The organism is Paracraurococcus ruber (genome assembly GCF_004353985.1).
Taxonomy (GTDB): domain Bacteria; phylum Pseudomonadota; class Alphaproteobacteria; order Acetobacterales; family Acetobacteraceae; genus Paracraurococcus; species Paracraurococcus ruber.
In genome coordinates this window covers 1-14,423 of sequence record NZ_SMOA01000142.1, presented here as the reverse complement: position 1 = coordinate 14,423, position 14,423 = coordinate 1, and the positions used below count along the sequence as shown (strand labels likewise).

10 protein-coding genes are annotated in these 14,423 nt (G+C 74.4%); 4 read left to right on the top strand and 6 right to left on the bottom strand.

Translation table 11 applies throughout. From position 1 onward, the window contains the following. Positions 1-184 precede the first annotated feature (184 nt). Positions 185-1,588: a hypothetical protein gene (locus E2C05_RS20700; RefSeq protein ID WP_133221555.1), complete on the top strand. Its 1,404-nt coding sequence runs from the start codon at positions 185-187 to the stop codon at positions 1,586-1,588. Between the two features lie 135 nt (positions 1,589-1,723). Here the strand turns inward: E2C05_RS20700 and aspS are convergent, their stop codons facing one another. Continuing rightward, positions 1,724-3,544: an aspartate--tRNA ligase gene (gene aspS / locus E2C05_RS20695; RefSeq protein ID WP_133221554.1), complete on the bottom strand. Its 1,821-nt coding sequence runs from the start codon at positions 3,542-3,544 to the stop codon at positions 1,724-1,726. Positions 3,545-3,655: 111 nt separating this feature from the next. On the opposite strand from aspS, the gene rnd reads away from it, so the two are divergent. From rnd to E2C05_RS20680, 3 genes are all read left to right on the top strand, one after another. Further along, a complete protein-coding gene (gene rnd, locus E2C05_RS20690) occupies positions 3,656-4,837 on the top strand; it encodes a ribonuclease D (RefSeq protein WP_133221553.1) in 1,182 nt (393 codons plus the stop codon). 138 nt (positions 4,838-4,975) lie between these two features. Further along, a complete protein-coding gene (locus E2C05_RS20685) occupies positions 4,976-6,142 on the top strand; it encodes a methyltransferase domain-containing protein (RefSeq protein WP_133221552.1) in 1,167 nt (388 codons plus the stop codon). Next, entirely contained in the window at positions 6,135-7,049 is a 915-nt protein-coding gene (locus E2C05_RS20680) for a DMT family transporter (RefSeq protein WP_240046806.1), read from the top strand. Before E2C05_RS20685 ends, E2C05_RS20680 begins: the two co-directional genes overlap by 8 nt. Positions 7,050-7,314: 265 nt before the next feature. Here E2C05_RS20680 and E2C05_RS20675 read toward each other — a convergent pair whose 3' ends face one another. The 5 genes from E2C05_RS20675 to E2C05_RS20655 all read right to left on the bottom strand — a co-directional run. Next, a complete protein-coding gene (locus E2C05_RS20675; protein ID WP_133221551.1) occupies positions 7,315-8,139 on the bottom strand; it encodes a 2-keto-4-pentenoate hydratase in 825 nt (274 codons plus the stop codon). Positions 8,140-8,545: 406 nt separating this feature from the next. Next, positions 8,546-10,081 (bottom strand): Ppx/GppA phosphatase family protein, encoded by a 1,536-nt coding sequence (locus tag E2C05_RS20670; RefSeq protein ID WP_207191775.1) that lies wholly within the window; start codon positions 10,079-10,081, stop codon positions 8,546-8,548. A 5-nt stretch (positions 10,082-10,086) separates the two neighbouring features. Beyond that, the gene (locus tag E2C05_RS20665; RefSeq protein WP_133221550.1) at positions 10,087-12,315 is read right to left on the bottom strand and encodes an RNA degradosome polyphosphate kinase; all 2,229 of its coding nucleotides are present in this window, start codon (positions 12,313-12,315) and stop codon (positions 10,087-10,089) included. A 153-nt stretch (positions 12,316-12,468) separates the two neighbouring features. Next, positions 12,469-13,227 (bottom strand): P-loop NTPase family protein, encoded by a 759-nt coding sequence (locus tag E2C05_RS20660; RefSeq protein WP_133221549.1) that lies wholly within the window; start codon positions 13,225-13,227, stop codon positions 12,469-12,471. Then, positions 13,227-14,423: AI-2E family transporter (locus E2C05_RS20655; protein ID WP_275670512.1), on the bottom strand; the 1,197-nt coding region annotated here is incomplete at its 5' end. The genes E2C05_RS20655 and E2C05_RS20660, both read right to left, overlap by 1 nt.

The window sequence follows — 14,423 nt, the reverse complement described above, 5'->3', positions numbered from 1 at the left end:
CCGTGCTGCGCGGCCCGCAGCCATCCGGTCAGGCCGGCGCGGGCCGCTTGCGCCGCGGCCCGGCCTGGACCCGACCGCGGCGGCGCCCGCCTGCGACGCCCCGGTCCCGCCACCCCGCGGTCGCCCAGCGGCCGAACCCCCTGCCGCCGCCTGCCAGCCGCGCCGGCCCGTCCCTGGATCCGCCATGCAGCACGCCAGACTCTTCGTCCATTCCAGCTTCCGCACCTCGAGCACCTGGTTCTGGGCGGCCCTCCGCGCCGATCCGGCCAGCTACGCCTATTGCGAGATCTTCCACGAGATCCTGGAAAGCCTGCAGGCGGCGCAGGTGGACCAGATCCATGACCGCAGCTGGCATTCCAACCACCCGAAGGTGGAGCCGTATTTCCGCGAATTCGCGCCGCTCCTCGCCGCCGAAGGCGGCATCCCCGGCTATGCGAAGGCCTTCGCCCTGCAGGCCTTCATGCCGAAGCCGGATGGGACGCTGCCGGACGGCCAGCGGGCCTATGTGCAGGCGCTGCTGGACTGGCCGGAGCGGCTCGGCCGGACCCCCGTCCTCACCTGCACCCGCACCCTCGGGCGGGTGGGGGCGCTGAAGCGGGCATTCGGCGGCTGGCACATCCTCCTGCACCGCAACCTGTTCCAGCAATGGATCTCCTACCTGCACCAGGCGGAGACCGGGAATGGCTACTTCCTGGGCACGGTCCGGGAGATCATCCTGGCCGATGCCGGCGATCCGGTCCTGGCCGCGCTGCGGCCCTGCATCGCCGCGGATGCCGCGGGCGGCTTCCATGGCTACCGGGGCGAGGACGACGCCTTCCGCGCCTTCATGGGCTTCCACCTGTCGCTCTCCATGCGCGCGGCGGCCGACGCCGACCGGGTGGTCGACGCCAACCGGCTGGCGGTGGACGGCGAGGACCGGCGCGCGCTGGAGGCGGCCTTGCGCGACCGGGTGGGGCTCACGGTCGATCTCTCCTCGGCCCGCGAGCAGATCGAGTTTCCCGGCCTGCGGCTGAGCCGGCGCTGGCCGCTGGACGCGGCGCTGCGGGACGTCTTCGCCGCCGCGGCGCGGCAGGTCGCCGGGCTGTCCCTGCCCGATGGCATGCCGGCCGCGGCATTCGGCCAGCGCCTGCTCGACGACGCGGCGGCGGAGGAGGCGCGCTGGGCCTTCTACACCCGCGGCGTGCTGGGCCATGTCCGGCGCATCAAGGCCGAGGGGGCGAGGACGCCCTGCGAGACGGCCGCCGCCTGCCCGGCGGCCCTGGCCGAGATCGCCCGGGTGCGGGCCGAGTGCGCGGCCGCGGCGGCACGGTCGGCCGCGGCGGTCGATGCCCTGCATGCGCGCCTGGCCGCGGCCCACGCGGCCCAGGCGCGGGCCGAAGCCCGGTCGCAGGCCCTGCGCGCCGAAGCCGACACCATCCGGCAAGGCTACGAGGCCCGGCTCGCCGCCAGCCGCGACAGGCTCTCGGCGATCGAGCAGAGCACGATCTGGCGGGCGACCCGCCCCCTGCGCCGAATCGGCGGGCACCTGCCGCCCGGGCTTCGCCGCCTGCTGCGCCGGGCCGGGCGGACCCTGCGGCGGCCGGGCTGACCCGGGCCCCTCGCCCGGCCCTCCCCGGGCCGCTCCCAGGGTCCCTCCGAGGATCCCTCCCCTGGCCCGTCCCCTGGCCCGTTCCCTGGCCCCCTCCGCCGGCGAGGCCGCCGGCCGCCGGGCCGGCCCGCAGGCTCAGGCCGGCTTGGCGGCCGGCTTCTCCCCGGACTTCTCCCCGCTGGCCTTGGCCGGCGGCAGGACGGTGCGGATATGCAGCTCGCGCGTCCGCGCCTCCTCGACCGCGGAGGGCGAGCCCATCATCAGCTCCTCGCCCTGCTGGTTCATGGGGAAGAGGTTGACCTCGCGCAGGTTGGGCTCCTCGGCCAGCAGCATGACGATGCGGTCGATGCCGGCGGCCATGCCGCCGTGGGGGGGCGCGCCGTAGCGGAAGGCGTTCAGCATGCCGCCGAAGCGCTCCTCCACCGCCTGCGGCGGATAGCCGGCGATGCCGAAGGCCTTCACCATGATCTCCGCCTTGTGGTTGCGGATGGCGCCCGAGGCCATCTCGTAGCCGTTGCAGACCACGTCGTACTGGTAGGCGGGGATGGTCAGCGGGTCCTTCGTCTCGAGCGCCTCCATCTCCCCCTGCGGCATCGAGAAGGGGTTGTGGGAGAAGTCGACCTGCCCCGTCTCCTCGTTCAGCTCGTAGAAGGGGAAGTCGGTGATCCAGCAGAAGCGGAAGCCGGACTTCTCCGAGACGCCGAGGTCGTGGCCGAGCTTGAGCCGCGCCTGGCCGGCGAGCTTCGCCGCCTCGGCCTCCTTGCCGGCGGCGAAGAACACCGCGTCGCCGGGCTTGAGGCCGCAGGCGGCGCGGATCGCCTCCGCCCGGTCGGCTTCCAGGTTGCGGGCGATGGGGCCCTTGGGTCCCTCCGCGTCGAAGGTGATGTAGCCCAGGCCGCCGGCGCCCTGCTCGCGCGCCCATTCGTTCATCTTGTCGAAGAAGCTGCGCGGATTGGCGCCGGCGCCCGGCGCCGGGATGGCGCGCACCACGCCGCCGCCGGCCGCGATCTTCGCGAACAGCCCGAAGCCCGAACCCGCGAAGGGCGCGGTGACGTCGCGGATGACCAGCGGGTTGCGCAGGTCCGGCTTGTCGGTGCCGTAGTCCAGCATCGCCTTGGCATAGGGGATGCGGATCCAGGGCCCGGCATCCACCGCCCGCCCCTCGGCGAAGCGCTGGAAGGTGCCGCGCAGCACCGGCTCCATCGTCGTGAACACGTCCTCCTGCGTGACGAAGCTCATCTCGACGTCGAGCTGGTAGAACATGAGGGTTCTATCCGCGCGGCCGGCCTCGTCGCGGAAGCAGGGGGCGATCTGGAAGTAGCGGTCGAAGCCCGCCACCATGGTCAGCTGCTTGTATTGCTGCGGCGCCTGCGGCAGGGCGTAGAACTTGCCGGGATGCAGCCGGGCCGGCACCAGGAAGTCCCGCGCGCCCTCCGGGCTGCTCACCGTCAGGATCGGCGTCTGGAATTCGTTGAAGCCCACGGCGATCATCCGTTCCCGGATGTCCTGGATGACCTGGGCGCGCAGGACCATGTTGCGCTGCAGCCGTTCCCGCCGCAGGTCGAGGAAGCGGTAGCGCAGCCGCATCTCCTCCGGCGCCTCCTGCTCGCCCGCCACCTGGAAGGGCAGGACCTCGGCCGCCGATTGCAGGACCAGCTCGCGCACCCGCAGCTCCACCTCCCCGGTCGGCAGCTTCGGGTTCACCGTGCCGGGCTCGCGCGTCACCACCTCCCCGGTCACGGTGATCACGCTCTCGGGCCGCAGGCGGTCGGCGGCCTCGAACACCGGGGACCCCTGCGCGATCACGCACTGGGTCAGGCCGTAATGGTCCCGCAGGTCGACGAACAGCAGGCCGCCATGGTCGCGCTTGCGGTGCACCCAGCCGGAAAGCCGGACGGTGGCGCCGGCATCGGCGGCTCGGAGCGCGCCGCAGGTATGGGTGCGGTAGGCATGCATGGGGCGGGAACCTGGCCTTGCTGGAAGTCGCGGGGTTTGAGGCGCCCCCACCCCCTCCTGTCAAGCCGCATGGCTTTCCCCGGCCTGCCACCGGGACTAGAACCCGAAGGCATGAGCCGCCGCCAAGCCGCCGAAACCGCGCCTGCCCTGATCACCAAGGCCGAGGAGCTGGCCGCGCTCTGCGAGCGCCTCCGCGCCGAGGAGTTCGTCACGGTGGACACCGAGTTCATGCGGGAACGGACCTACTGGCCCGAACTCTGCGTGGTCCAGCTGGGCGGGGAGGAGGAGACGGCGGTGGTCGACGCCCTGGCCGAGGGCATGGACCTCGCCCCGCTCGGCGCCCTGCTGGCCGACCGCAAGGTCACCAAGGTCTTCCACGCGGCGCGGCAGGATATCGAGATCTTCCTGCTGAAATTCGGCGCCGTGCCGAACCCGCTGTTCGACACCCAAGTGGCCGCCATGGTCGCCGGCTTCGGCGACCAGGTCAGCTACGACGCGCTGGCCCGCTCGCTCGCCGGCGCGCAGATCGACAAGGCGCACCGGTTCAGCGACTGGTCGGCCCGCCCGCTCTCGGCGCAGCAGATCGCCTATGCGGCCGCCGACGTCACCCATCTGCGGCGGATCTATACCGGCCTGCGCACCCGGCTGGAACGGGAAGGCCGGCTGGACTGGGTGGCGGAGGAGATGGCGGTGCTGAACGACCCCGCCACCTACCGGACCGAGCCGGAGAAGGCCTGGGAACGGCTGAAGCCCCGCACCAGCAACCGCCGCTTCCTCGGCATGCTGCGCGCCCTGGCGGCCTGGCGGGAGAGGGAGGCGCAGCGCATCAACATCCCCCGCCAGCGCCTGGTGAAGGACGAGACCCTGCTGGAGCTGGCGGCGACGTCGCCGGAGACGCCGGCCGACCTGGCGCGGGCCCGCGGCATCTCGGAAGGCTTCGCCAAGGGCCGCAGCGGCGCCGGCCTGCTGGCCGCGGTGAAGGACGCGAAGGGGGAGGCGGAGGCCGACCTGCCGCATCCGCCGAAGGACCGCGGCGGCCCCAGCCCCTCCCCCGCCCTGGTGGCGCTGCTGAAGGTGCTGCTGGCCGCGAAGTCCGAGGAGCACAATGTCGCGCCGCGGCTGCTGGCCAGCTCCGAGGACCTGGACCGCCTGGCGACCGAGGCCGAGCCGGACCTGCCCGCCCTGCATGGCTGGCGGCGGGAGGTGTTCGGGGATGCGGCGCTGGCGCTGAAATCCGGCCGGCTGGCGCTGGGCGTCGATGGGCGGCGGGTGAAGCTGATCGAGGCCGCCTGAGGCGCCCGGGCCGGATGCCGCGCCAGGGGGCCAGGCAGGCGGAGGGGCGGGGCGCGGCCGCCAGGATGCGCGATCGGGCCGGCGCGGCGATCCGCCCGGCCTCCCCGCCCCGGCGGCGGCACCCCGGCTGACGCCGCCATGGCCGATGCCGCCGCGCCCTATGCCGCGTCCTTCTACGAACGGCATGCCGAAGCCGCCCTGCGCTCCGCCCGGCGGGTGCTGGCGGAGGCCTTCCGGCAACTCGGCGTGCCCGGCCGCGTCGTCGATATCGGCTGCGGCACCGGCGCTTGGCTGGCGGCGGCGGCGGAACGCGGCGCGGGGGAGATCCTCGGCCTCGATGGCGACTGGGTGCCGCGCGACCAGCTGCTGATCCCCCCCCGCCGCTTCCTGGCGGCCGACCTGGCGGCGGCCGAGGCCCCTGCGATCGCCGCGCATCTCGCCCTGCCGGCCGACCTCGCTGTGTGCCTGGAGGTCGCCGAGCACCTGGAGCCGGGCCGGGCGCCCGGCCTGGTGCGGCTGCTGGCCGGGCTGGCGGATGCCGTGCTGTTCTCCGCCGCCATCCCGCACCAGGGCGGCGACCACCATGTGAACGAGCAATGGCCGGACTGGTGGGCCGGGCTCTTCGCCGCGGAAGGCTTCCTCTGCTTCGACCTGCTGCGGCCGGCGCTGTGGGCGGCGCCGGAGGTGGACTGGTGGTATGCGCAGAACCTGCTGCTGCTGGCGCGGGAGGGGAGCGCGGCGGCCGCGGCGCTGCGGCAGCATGGCGCGCCGGGGGTGCCGGCCCGGCTGGTGCACCCCGGCGCCTGGGCGGCGGTGGCGCCGCCGCCCAGGCCGGCCGATGCCATGCCGCTGCTGCTGCCCTTCGGCCCGGCCGAGGCCCCGGCGCCGGAGGGCGAGCATCCGCTGCCCGATGGCGGCACGGTGACCCTGCGGCACGGCAATCCCTGGACCTTCGGCACCGGCTGGGGGATGCAGCTGCACCCCAACTCCCCCTGGGAGGCGCCGCTGCGGCTGCTCTGGCGGCCGCTGCCGCCGCTGCGGCGGGGCCGGCGGCTGTTCAGCGCCCGCATCACCACCGGCGACCAGGCGCCGCCCCAGCGATTGCGCATCGGGCTGGCGAATGCGGCGGGTGACCTGCTGGACGCGCCGCCGCTCGACCTGCCGCCCGGCACCAGCCGCGTGGTGCGGCGAGCCTTCTGGCCCAGCGCGGCGGCGGACGGCCTGCTGCTGGAACTCGCCGTGCCGCCCGACCGGCCGGACAACTACAACGGCGCCGTCTATCTCGAGAGCCCCTGGCTTGAGTAGCGCCGCGCCCGGCGCGCCGCGGCGCGGCCCGCTGGACCAGGCCTGGCTGCTGATGGCGCTGCCCGGGCTGTTCTGGGCCGGCAACGCCATCGTCGGCCGTGCCGTGGCGGAGGAGGTGCCGCCGCTGGCGCTGGCCTTCTGGCGCTGGGTGCTGGGCGCGGCGATCGTGCTGCCCTTCGCCTGGCCGCACCTGGCGCGGGACATCCCGGCGATGCGGCGCGCCTGGAAGCCGATGCTGGCGCTGTCCGTGCTGGGCGTCGCGGTGTTCAATTCCTGCCTCTACACCGCGGCGCAGAGCACGACGGCGCTGAACATCGTCATGCTGCAATCGACCATGCCGGTGGCCATCGTCCTCGCCAGCTTCGTCCTGTTCGGGGAGAGGGTGGGCGCGCGGCAGGGGGCGGGCATCGCGGTGTCGCTGGCCGGGGCGCTGGTGCTGGTCACCGGCGGCGACCCGGGCGTGCTGGCGCGGCTGGACCTGAACCGCGGCGACCTGTGGATGCTGGCCGGCATCCTCGCCTATTCCGTCTACACCGCGCTGCTGCGGCGGCGCCCGGCGGTGCATGGGCTGAGCTTCGTCGCCGCCACCTTCGTGCTGGGCGCGCTGGTGCTGCTGCCGGTGCATGTGGCGGACAGCCTGGCGGGGCGGCCGATGCCGCTCACCGCGACGGCGCTGCTGGCGGTGGGCTATGTGGCGGTCTTCGCCTCGGTGCTCGCCTATCTCTGCTACAACCGGGCGGTGCTGCTGCTGGGGCCGAACACGGCGGGGCTGGCGGCGCATCTGGTGCCGGTGTTCGGCACGATCCTGGCGGTGCTGCTGCTGGGGGAGGTCCCAAGGCTGTACCACGCGGCGGGGATCGCGCTGATCGGGCTGGGCATCTGGCTGGCGCAGCGGAAGGCGGCGTAGGGCGCGGCGGCGGGGCTGGCGCCGGGTTGCCGCCAGGGGCCACTGACCGTCCCGCCGGGGCGGGACGCGGTGCCGCGAGCGGCGGGACGGCCCCTGGTTCCGGCGACGGCGTGGGGGGCGCCCGCATCGCGGGGTGACGCCACGCCGAAACCGGCATGCCCCGGCGGTGCGGCGCCCTTCGGTCCGGACCACTCGCCTGTGCTTGCAGTGGCCTGCTGATCCGCGAAGCTCGCAGCCGTTGGCTGCGAGCTTCGCGGGCGGGGCACTAGGACGCGGTCCCGGGCGCGTCCAGGACCTGGACCTCGACGCTGCCGAGGCCGCCGAAATCCGCCCGCACATGCTGGCCCGGCTGCACCGGGATGGGCGGCGTGACGGAGCCGGTGGTGATGTAGTCCCCGGCCTTCAGGGACACGCCGCGCCCGGCCAGCGCATTGGCAAGCCAGGCGGCCGCGCCGAAGGCGCCGTCGTCGACATTCCTGCCCTTGCCGGTCGCGGCGTGTTGCCCGTCGATCCAGACCGTCACGGCACCGTCCAGGAGGTCGAGGCCGCGCCAGTCGGTGACCGGGGCGCCCATGATCCAGTGCCCGAACGCCGCATTGTCGGCGGCCAGGTTGGCCACGCCCGCCTGGGACCAGGGGTCGAGAGGGGTGCCGATGATCTCGATGGCCGGAAGCACGGCGCGGGTCGCCGCCGCCATCGCGTCGGCATCGAACGGCGCCTCCGCCGCCGGCAGGTCGCGCCCGACCTGCAGCGCGATTTCCGGTTCGTGGACCCGCAGGAAGCCGGGGCGGAAGGCCAGCGCCGCGGGGGTGGCGCTGGCCATGCCGTCGTAGAGCCGGCCGAAGAAGGGCGCGTCGATGCGAAGATGCGCGCGCGATGCGGGATTGGTCCCGGCGATCTTGTAGCCGATGGCGCGGTGGCCGGCCTCGGCGCGGAACAGGCCGTCCAGCGCATCCTGCACCGCATAGGCCGCCGTCAGGTCGGCGGGACTCCCGGCCAGGTCCGCCACCGGAAGGACGACGCCGTCCTGCCTGCGCCGGAACAGCAGGCGGGCCAGCACCCCGGGGTCACCACCGCCTTGTCCCGCCACGGCGTCCGCTCCATCCCATGCAGCCCGCCCAGACTAGGGCGGATCGCGGGGAAGCGTGAACGCCCCGCGGCGCGGGGCCGGTGCGGCGACGGCATGCGGCAGCGGTGCGGCGTGCATCCTGGAACGCAGGCGGCCGCGGCGGGCGATCGGGGGTGGGCGATTGGGGGCGGGCGTCGGGCGGCGGTCCCGGATGCGGGGCCGTCCGGGAACGGCCATCCGCGCCGGGCCGCGTCCGGACCTGTCGCGACCGGCCGGCGAGGCGCAGCCAAGGAACCCTGCAGCAGGCCGGGCGGACGCCGGGCTCCCCGGCGCCCCCAGCGGCCAAACCCAGGCATGGCGGAGAAGGGCCCGGGAAGGGCATGCCCTTCCCTCGCCGATGGTCGCTCCCCCGCCCCCGGCGACCGCCTCAGCCGTTCTCCACCTCCACCACCGCCTCCAGCCCCAGCGCCGCGCCCAGCGCCTCCACGCGCCGCAGCACGCTTTCCCCGGCGAAGACGCCCGTGCCCTCGGCCAGGCGCAGCACCAGCCGCCCGCCCTGGCGCTCCAGGCTGGTGCCGGCCAGCAGCGCCGGGGTGCCGCCGCACAGCGTATAGGCCAGCCGCAGGGCCGCCCCCAGCGCCTCCGCCCGGCGGATCGTCGGCACGTCCAGCAGCACCCGGGTCGGCGCCAGCCAGGGGGCGCTCGGCTCCGCCTCGTAGCGCAGCGCCGCCACCAGGCCGAGGAAGGCGCGCGCATGGTGGTCCAGCCCGACGCCGTGCTGCCGCAGGATGCGCAGGAAGGCCTGCTCGGCGCGATATTCCGGGTGGTCGTGGCTGCCGATGTCGGACACCCAGCAGGCGGCATCCCGCAGCGCGCGTCCCCCCCCGGGGCCGCCGGCCTCCTGGCCGGAGAAGACCGGGTCGGTCCAGGCCAGCAGCGCCGATGGCAGGCCGGAATCGCGGCCCCAGCGCATCGCCAGTTCCCGCGACGCCGACAGCAGCGGGTCGGCCTCCCGCACCGCCGGCGGCAGCAGGGCGCTGTACCATCCCTCCCGCAGCCCGTTGGCGGAGAACACCACCCGCCCGGCGCCGGTGGCGCGCAGCAGGCGGCGCAGCGCCACGGCGGCGAAGGGCAGGTCGGCCAGCCGCTTCTGCGGCGCGCCCGGCATCCTCTCCAGCACCCGGCGGGACGCCGCCATCACCACCCCGGCCAGATCCCGCGCTTCCTCCCGCCGGAGGACGTAGTGATGCACGATCGCCAGCGGGTAGCCGGTCTGGGCGATGTGCATGCGGGCCAGCGCCCGCCAGGCGCCGCCTACCAGGTACAGGTCGCGGCCCGCGCCCTCCGCCAGCCAGGGGACGGTGGCCAGGGCTTCCTCGGCGATCGCCCGCGCCCGCACCACGTCGCCGCCGGCCCGCTCGCTCAGGCGGATGGCGCCGAGCGGGAGGGACGCGGCGCGCGCCGCCCGGCCGCCTTCCAGCCGCACCACCTCCAGGCTGCCGCCGCCGAGATCGCCCAGGATGCCCTCGGCGCCGGGGAAGCCCAGCTGCACGCCGGCGGCGGAGAACTCCGCCTCCTGCTCACCGGTCAGGATGCGGATGGGCACGCCGGGCATGCGGGCCTGCAGCGCCGCGACGAAGTCGGGGCCGTTGGTCGCGTCCCGCACCGCCGCGGTCGCCAGCACCTCCAGCGGGTCGGCGCGCATGGCGCGGGCCACGGCGTGGTAGCGGGACAGCACGGTCAGCGCGGGGCCGATCGCCTCGTCGTTCAGCCGCCCCGTGCCCTGCAGCCCGCGGCCGAGGCCGAGCACCGCCTTCTCGTTGAAGATGGCCTGCGGGTTCCGCCCCAGCCCCTCGAACACGACGAGGCGGACGGAGTTGGAGCCGAGATCGACGATCCCGCTGCGGGCCGGGCTGCCGGCGCCTTCGCGCCCGCCGGTCCAGAGGCGTACCGGTGTGTCCAAGCGACTCAGTCCTGTGCGACGCGGTCCGGCCGGGCCCGGCGGATGCTGGGCGGCGTCCCGGCGGATGCGCCCGCCTGGGCCTGCCGCCGCAACGCGCTGCCCCGGCCAGAGAGCGAGGGGTTGGTCATGAAATACTCATGGGCCGAGATCGGTTGCACGCCGGGCCTGGTCCGCCGCCAGTCGCCGCCCGGCTGCAGCTCCCAGCTCTGGGCGGTGTCCTTCAGGTTGGTCACCATGACCTGATCCAGGATCTGGGCATGGACCGTCGGGTTCTCCACCGGCACCAGGGTTTCCACCCGCCAGTCCATGTTCCGCGCCATCCAGTCGGCCGAGGACATGTAGACCCTCGCCCGGCGCGACGGCAGCCGGTGGCCGTTGCCGAAGACGATGATGCGGGAATGCTCCAGGAAGCGGCCGACGATGGACTTCACCCGGATGTTGTCGGACAGGCCGGCGACCCCCGGCCGCAGGCAGCAGATGCCGCGCACCACGCAGTCCACCTTCACCCCGGCCTGGCTGGCGCGGTACAGCGCGTCGATCAGCTGCTCATCCACCAGGCTGTTCATCTTCAGCCAGATTCCGGCCGGCTTGCCGTCCCGCGCGAAGCGGACCTCCTGCTCGATCAGCCCCAGCAGGGTCGGCCGGATCGTCAGCGGGGAGAAGGCCAGCGCCTCCATCGTCTCGGGCCGCGCATAGCCGGTCATGTAGTTGAACAGCTTCTGCGCATCCCGCGTCAGCGCCGGGTCGGCGGTGAAGAAGGACAGGTCGGTGTAGATCCGCGCGGTGATCGGGTGGTAGTTGCCGGTGCCGAAATGCGCGTAGCTGCGCAGCGCCTGGCCTTCCCGCCGCACCACCAGCGACACCTTGGCGTGGGTCTTCAGGTCGACGAAGCCGAAAACCACCTGCACGCCGGCCGCTTCCAGTTCGCGGGCGAGCGCGATGTTCCGCTCCTCGTCGAAGCGGGCCTTGATCTCGACCACGCCGGTCACGGACTTGCCGGCCTCGGCCGCCTCGATTAGCGCGCGGGCGATCGGGCTTTCGCGGGACGTGCGGTACAGCGTCTGCTTGATGGCGACGACATTCGGGTCGCGCGCCGCCTGGCGCAGGAACTGCACCACCACGTCGAAGGATTCATAGGGGTGGTGGACGACGATGTCCTTGGCGCGGATGGCGGCGAAGCAGTCCCCGCCGAAATCGAGGATGCGTTCCGGGAAGCGCGGCGCATAGGGCGTGAACAGCAGGTCGGGCCGGTCGTCGACGATCAGCTGCTTCAGGTCGGCGATGCCCAGCAGCCCGTCCACCACCACCACGCCGCTGCGGTCGGCGTCCAGCTCCTCGATCACGAACTCCACCATGTCGGACGGCGTCGCGGCGGTGACCGAGAGGTGGATCGGCCGGCCGCGCCGGCGGCGCTTCAGCGCGGTCTCGTAGGACCGCACCAGGTCCTCCGCCTCCTCCTCGAACTCCACGTCGGTGTCGCGGATCAGCCGGAACAGCCCCTGTTCCGCCGGGATGAAGCCGGGGAAGAGCCGGCCGAGCGAGAGGGTGATCGCATCCTCCAGCTGGACGAAGCGGATCGTCGGGTCGCCGTCCGCCTGCGGCAGGCGGATGAAGCGGTCGATCTGCGGCGGCAGCGGCAGCAGGGCGCGCATGGTGCCGCCATCCTCCTCCCGCACCAGCTTCAGCACCATGAACAGCGACAGGTTGCTGATGAAGGGGAAGGGATGCGCCGGGTCCACCGCCAGCGGCGTCAGCACCGGGAAGACCCGGTCCATGAACCAGGTCGCCAGCCAGTCGCGCTCGGCCTCCCTCAGCGCCGGGGCGCCGGTCAGCGCCACCCCGGCCTCGGCCAGCAGGGCGCACAGCGTGCGCCATTCCGTCTGCTGCCCCTCGATCAGCGCGCGCGCCCGGGCATAGATGTCGGCCAGCTGCTGCGACGGCGTGCGGCCGTCGGGCGACAGGGTGGCGATGCCCGCCCGTTCCTGGCCGATCAGCCCGGCGACGCGGACGGAATAGAACTCATCGAGGTTGGAGGCGGAGATGGCGACGAAGCGCAGCCGCTCCAGCAGCGGGTGGCGGGCATTCGCCGCCTCCTCCAGCACCCGGGTGTTGAAGTCCAGCCAGGACAGCTCGCGGTTGATGAAGCGCGCGGGATCCTCGGGCCCGATGGCGGGCTCCGCCGGGGATGCCCCCGGCGAGAGCCCTTGGGGCGGCAGGGTCTCGGCGACCGACATGCGCGTCTTCTCCTCCTGCCCGTTCTTCTGGCCCGCCCCGGGGACCCGCAACCTGGCCCATGCCCCGGCGGGCGGGATGGCCCGCCGGCGGGCGGGGCGGGGCCGCGCCGGCCGTGCCCGCCCGGCGCTCGCGCGGCGGGCAGGGGCGACAGCCTATAGCAGGCTGGGGCCATCCGGGCAGGCATCCCGCCGGGACGCCATCGAATCGTCATCCTCCGGCCCGGGGCCGAAGCCGGGCAGGTCCGCCAGCGCCTCCCGCGCCAGGGCGCGGGTCACCCGCCCGCCGGCGGCCAGGGCGGCGCGGTCCAGCCGCGCCGCCGCCTCCTCCATCGCCGCCGCCGCCCGCGGCAGGCGGGCCAGCAGCCAGTCCTGCAGCGGCCGCTCCACCCGCAATTGCCGCAGCAGGAAATGCCGCCGCAGCAGGGCGGACAGCAGCGCATCCCCGGGCGGATGCACCGCCACCGCCGGCATGGCGCGCAGCCGGCTGCGCAGGTCGGGCAGCGTCACCGCCCAGCGCGCCGGCGGGTCGCGCCCGGCCAGCAGCACGGCCTGCCCGCGCTCGGCGCACAGATTCAGCAGGTGCAGCAGCGCCGCTTCCTCCGGCGCGCAATCCGCATCGTCCAGCGCCAGGCCTTCGCCGGGCGGCACCGCCGGCCAGCCGCGCAGCGCCAGCCCTTCCAGCACCGGCCAGCCGCGCGCCGCCGCCAGGCCGCGCAGCATATGGGTCTTGCCGGTCGCCGCCTGGCCGAACAGCGCCAGCCGCCCGCCCGGCCAGTCCGCCGGCCGGCGCAGCCAGGCCAGCGCCGCGGCATTGCTGGCATCCTCCAGCAGGTCGGCCAGGTCGTGGCCGGCCAGCAGGGGCAGCGGCAGGGCCAGCTGCCGCGCCGGCAGGCCGCTAGGCGGCGGCGCCATCAGGACCCCGTGCGCGGCGGGTCGAGGTAGAGCGGGCTTTCCAGGTAGCGCCGCAGCCAGTAGCGGGCGATGACGCCCAGCACGGCGGCCAGCGGCACCGCCAGCAGCACGCCGAGGAAGCCGAAGGCGACGCCGCCGGCGAACAGCGCGAAGATCACCCAGACCGCGTGCAGCTCCACCCGGTCGCCCAGCAGGCGCGGGTAGATGATGTAGCCCTCGATCACCTGCCCCGCGAGGAAGACCGCCAGCACCAGCAGCACGCCGTTCCAGGTGCCGAATTGCGCCAGCGCCAGGGCCAGCGCGGTGATCAGCCCGGTGATGGACCCGACATAGGGGATGAAGGACAGCAGGCCGGAGACGAGGCCGACCGTCAGCCCGAGCTCAAGCCCCACGGCCGACAGCGCCGCGGCGTAGTAGATCGCCAGCAGGGCGCAGCACAGCAGCTGGCCGCGCAGCCAGGCGGACAGCACCCGGTCGGTGTCCCGCGCCAGCTGCCGCAGCGTGGCGGCCGACCGCCGCGGCAGCCAGGCATCCATCCGCGCCAGCATCGCCGGCCAGTCCCGCAGCAGGTAGAAGGCGACCACGGGCGTCACCGTCACCAGGGTGAAGACGTTGAACAGCGCCACCGTGCCGCCGATCATCCGGGCGATGGAGGTGCCGAGCCAGGAGATGATCGCCCCGGCCTGGCCCACCGCCAGGTCCTGCAGGCGCTGGTCGAACATCTCCGGCCCCACCGCTTCCGAAAGCGCCACCAGCGCGTCCCGCACCGCCTGGCCGACGCCCAGCACGTAGCTGGGCAGCCGCTGCAGCAGCACCGTCACCTGGGCGATCAGCAGCGGGTAGAGCAGCAGCACGCCGAGCAGGGCGACGGCGACCATGCCCAGCACCAGCAGCAGCGCGCCGAGCGTGCGCGGCAGCCGCAGCCGGGTCAGCCGCGTGGCGATGGGGTCGAGGAAATAGGCGATCACCGCGGCCAGGACGAAGGGCGTCAGGATCGCCGAGAACATCCAGAGCCCGGTGAAGAGCACCGCCGCAAGCCCGGCGAACAGCGCCAGGCGCTGCCCGCGCGTCGCCCCCCGCACCGGCGCCCCCGGTGGGACGCCCGGTGGGACGCCCGGTGGCAGGCCGGGTGCGTGGCCCGGCGCCAGGCCCGGCGGCAGGCCGGGTGCCGGCGCCGCCTCTGCCCGGTGCGGGCC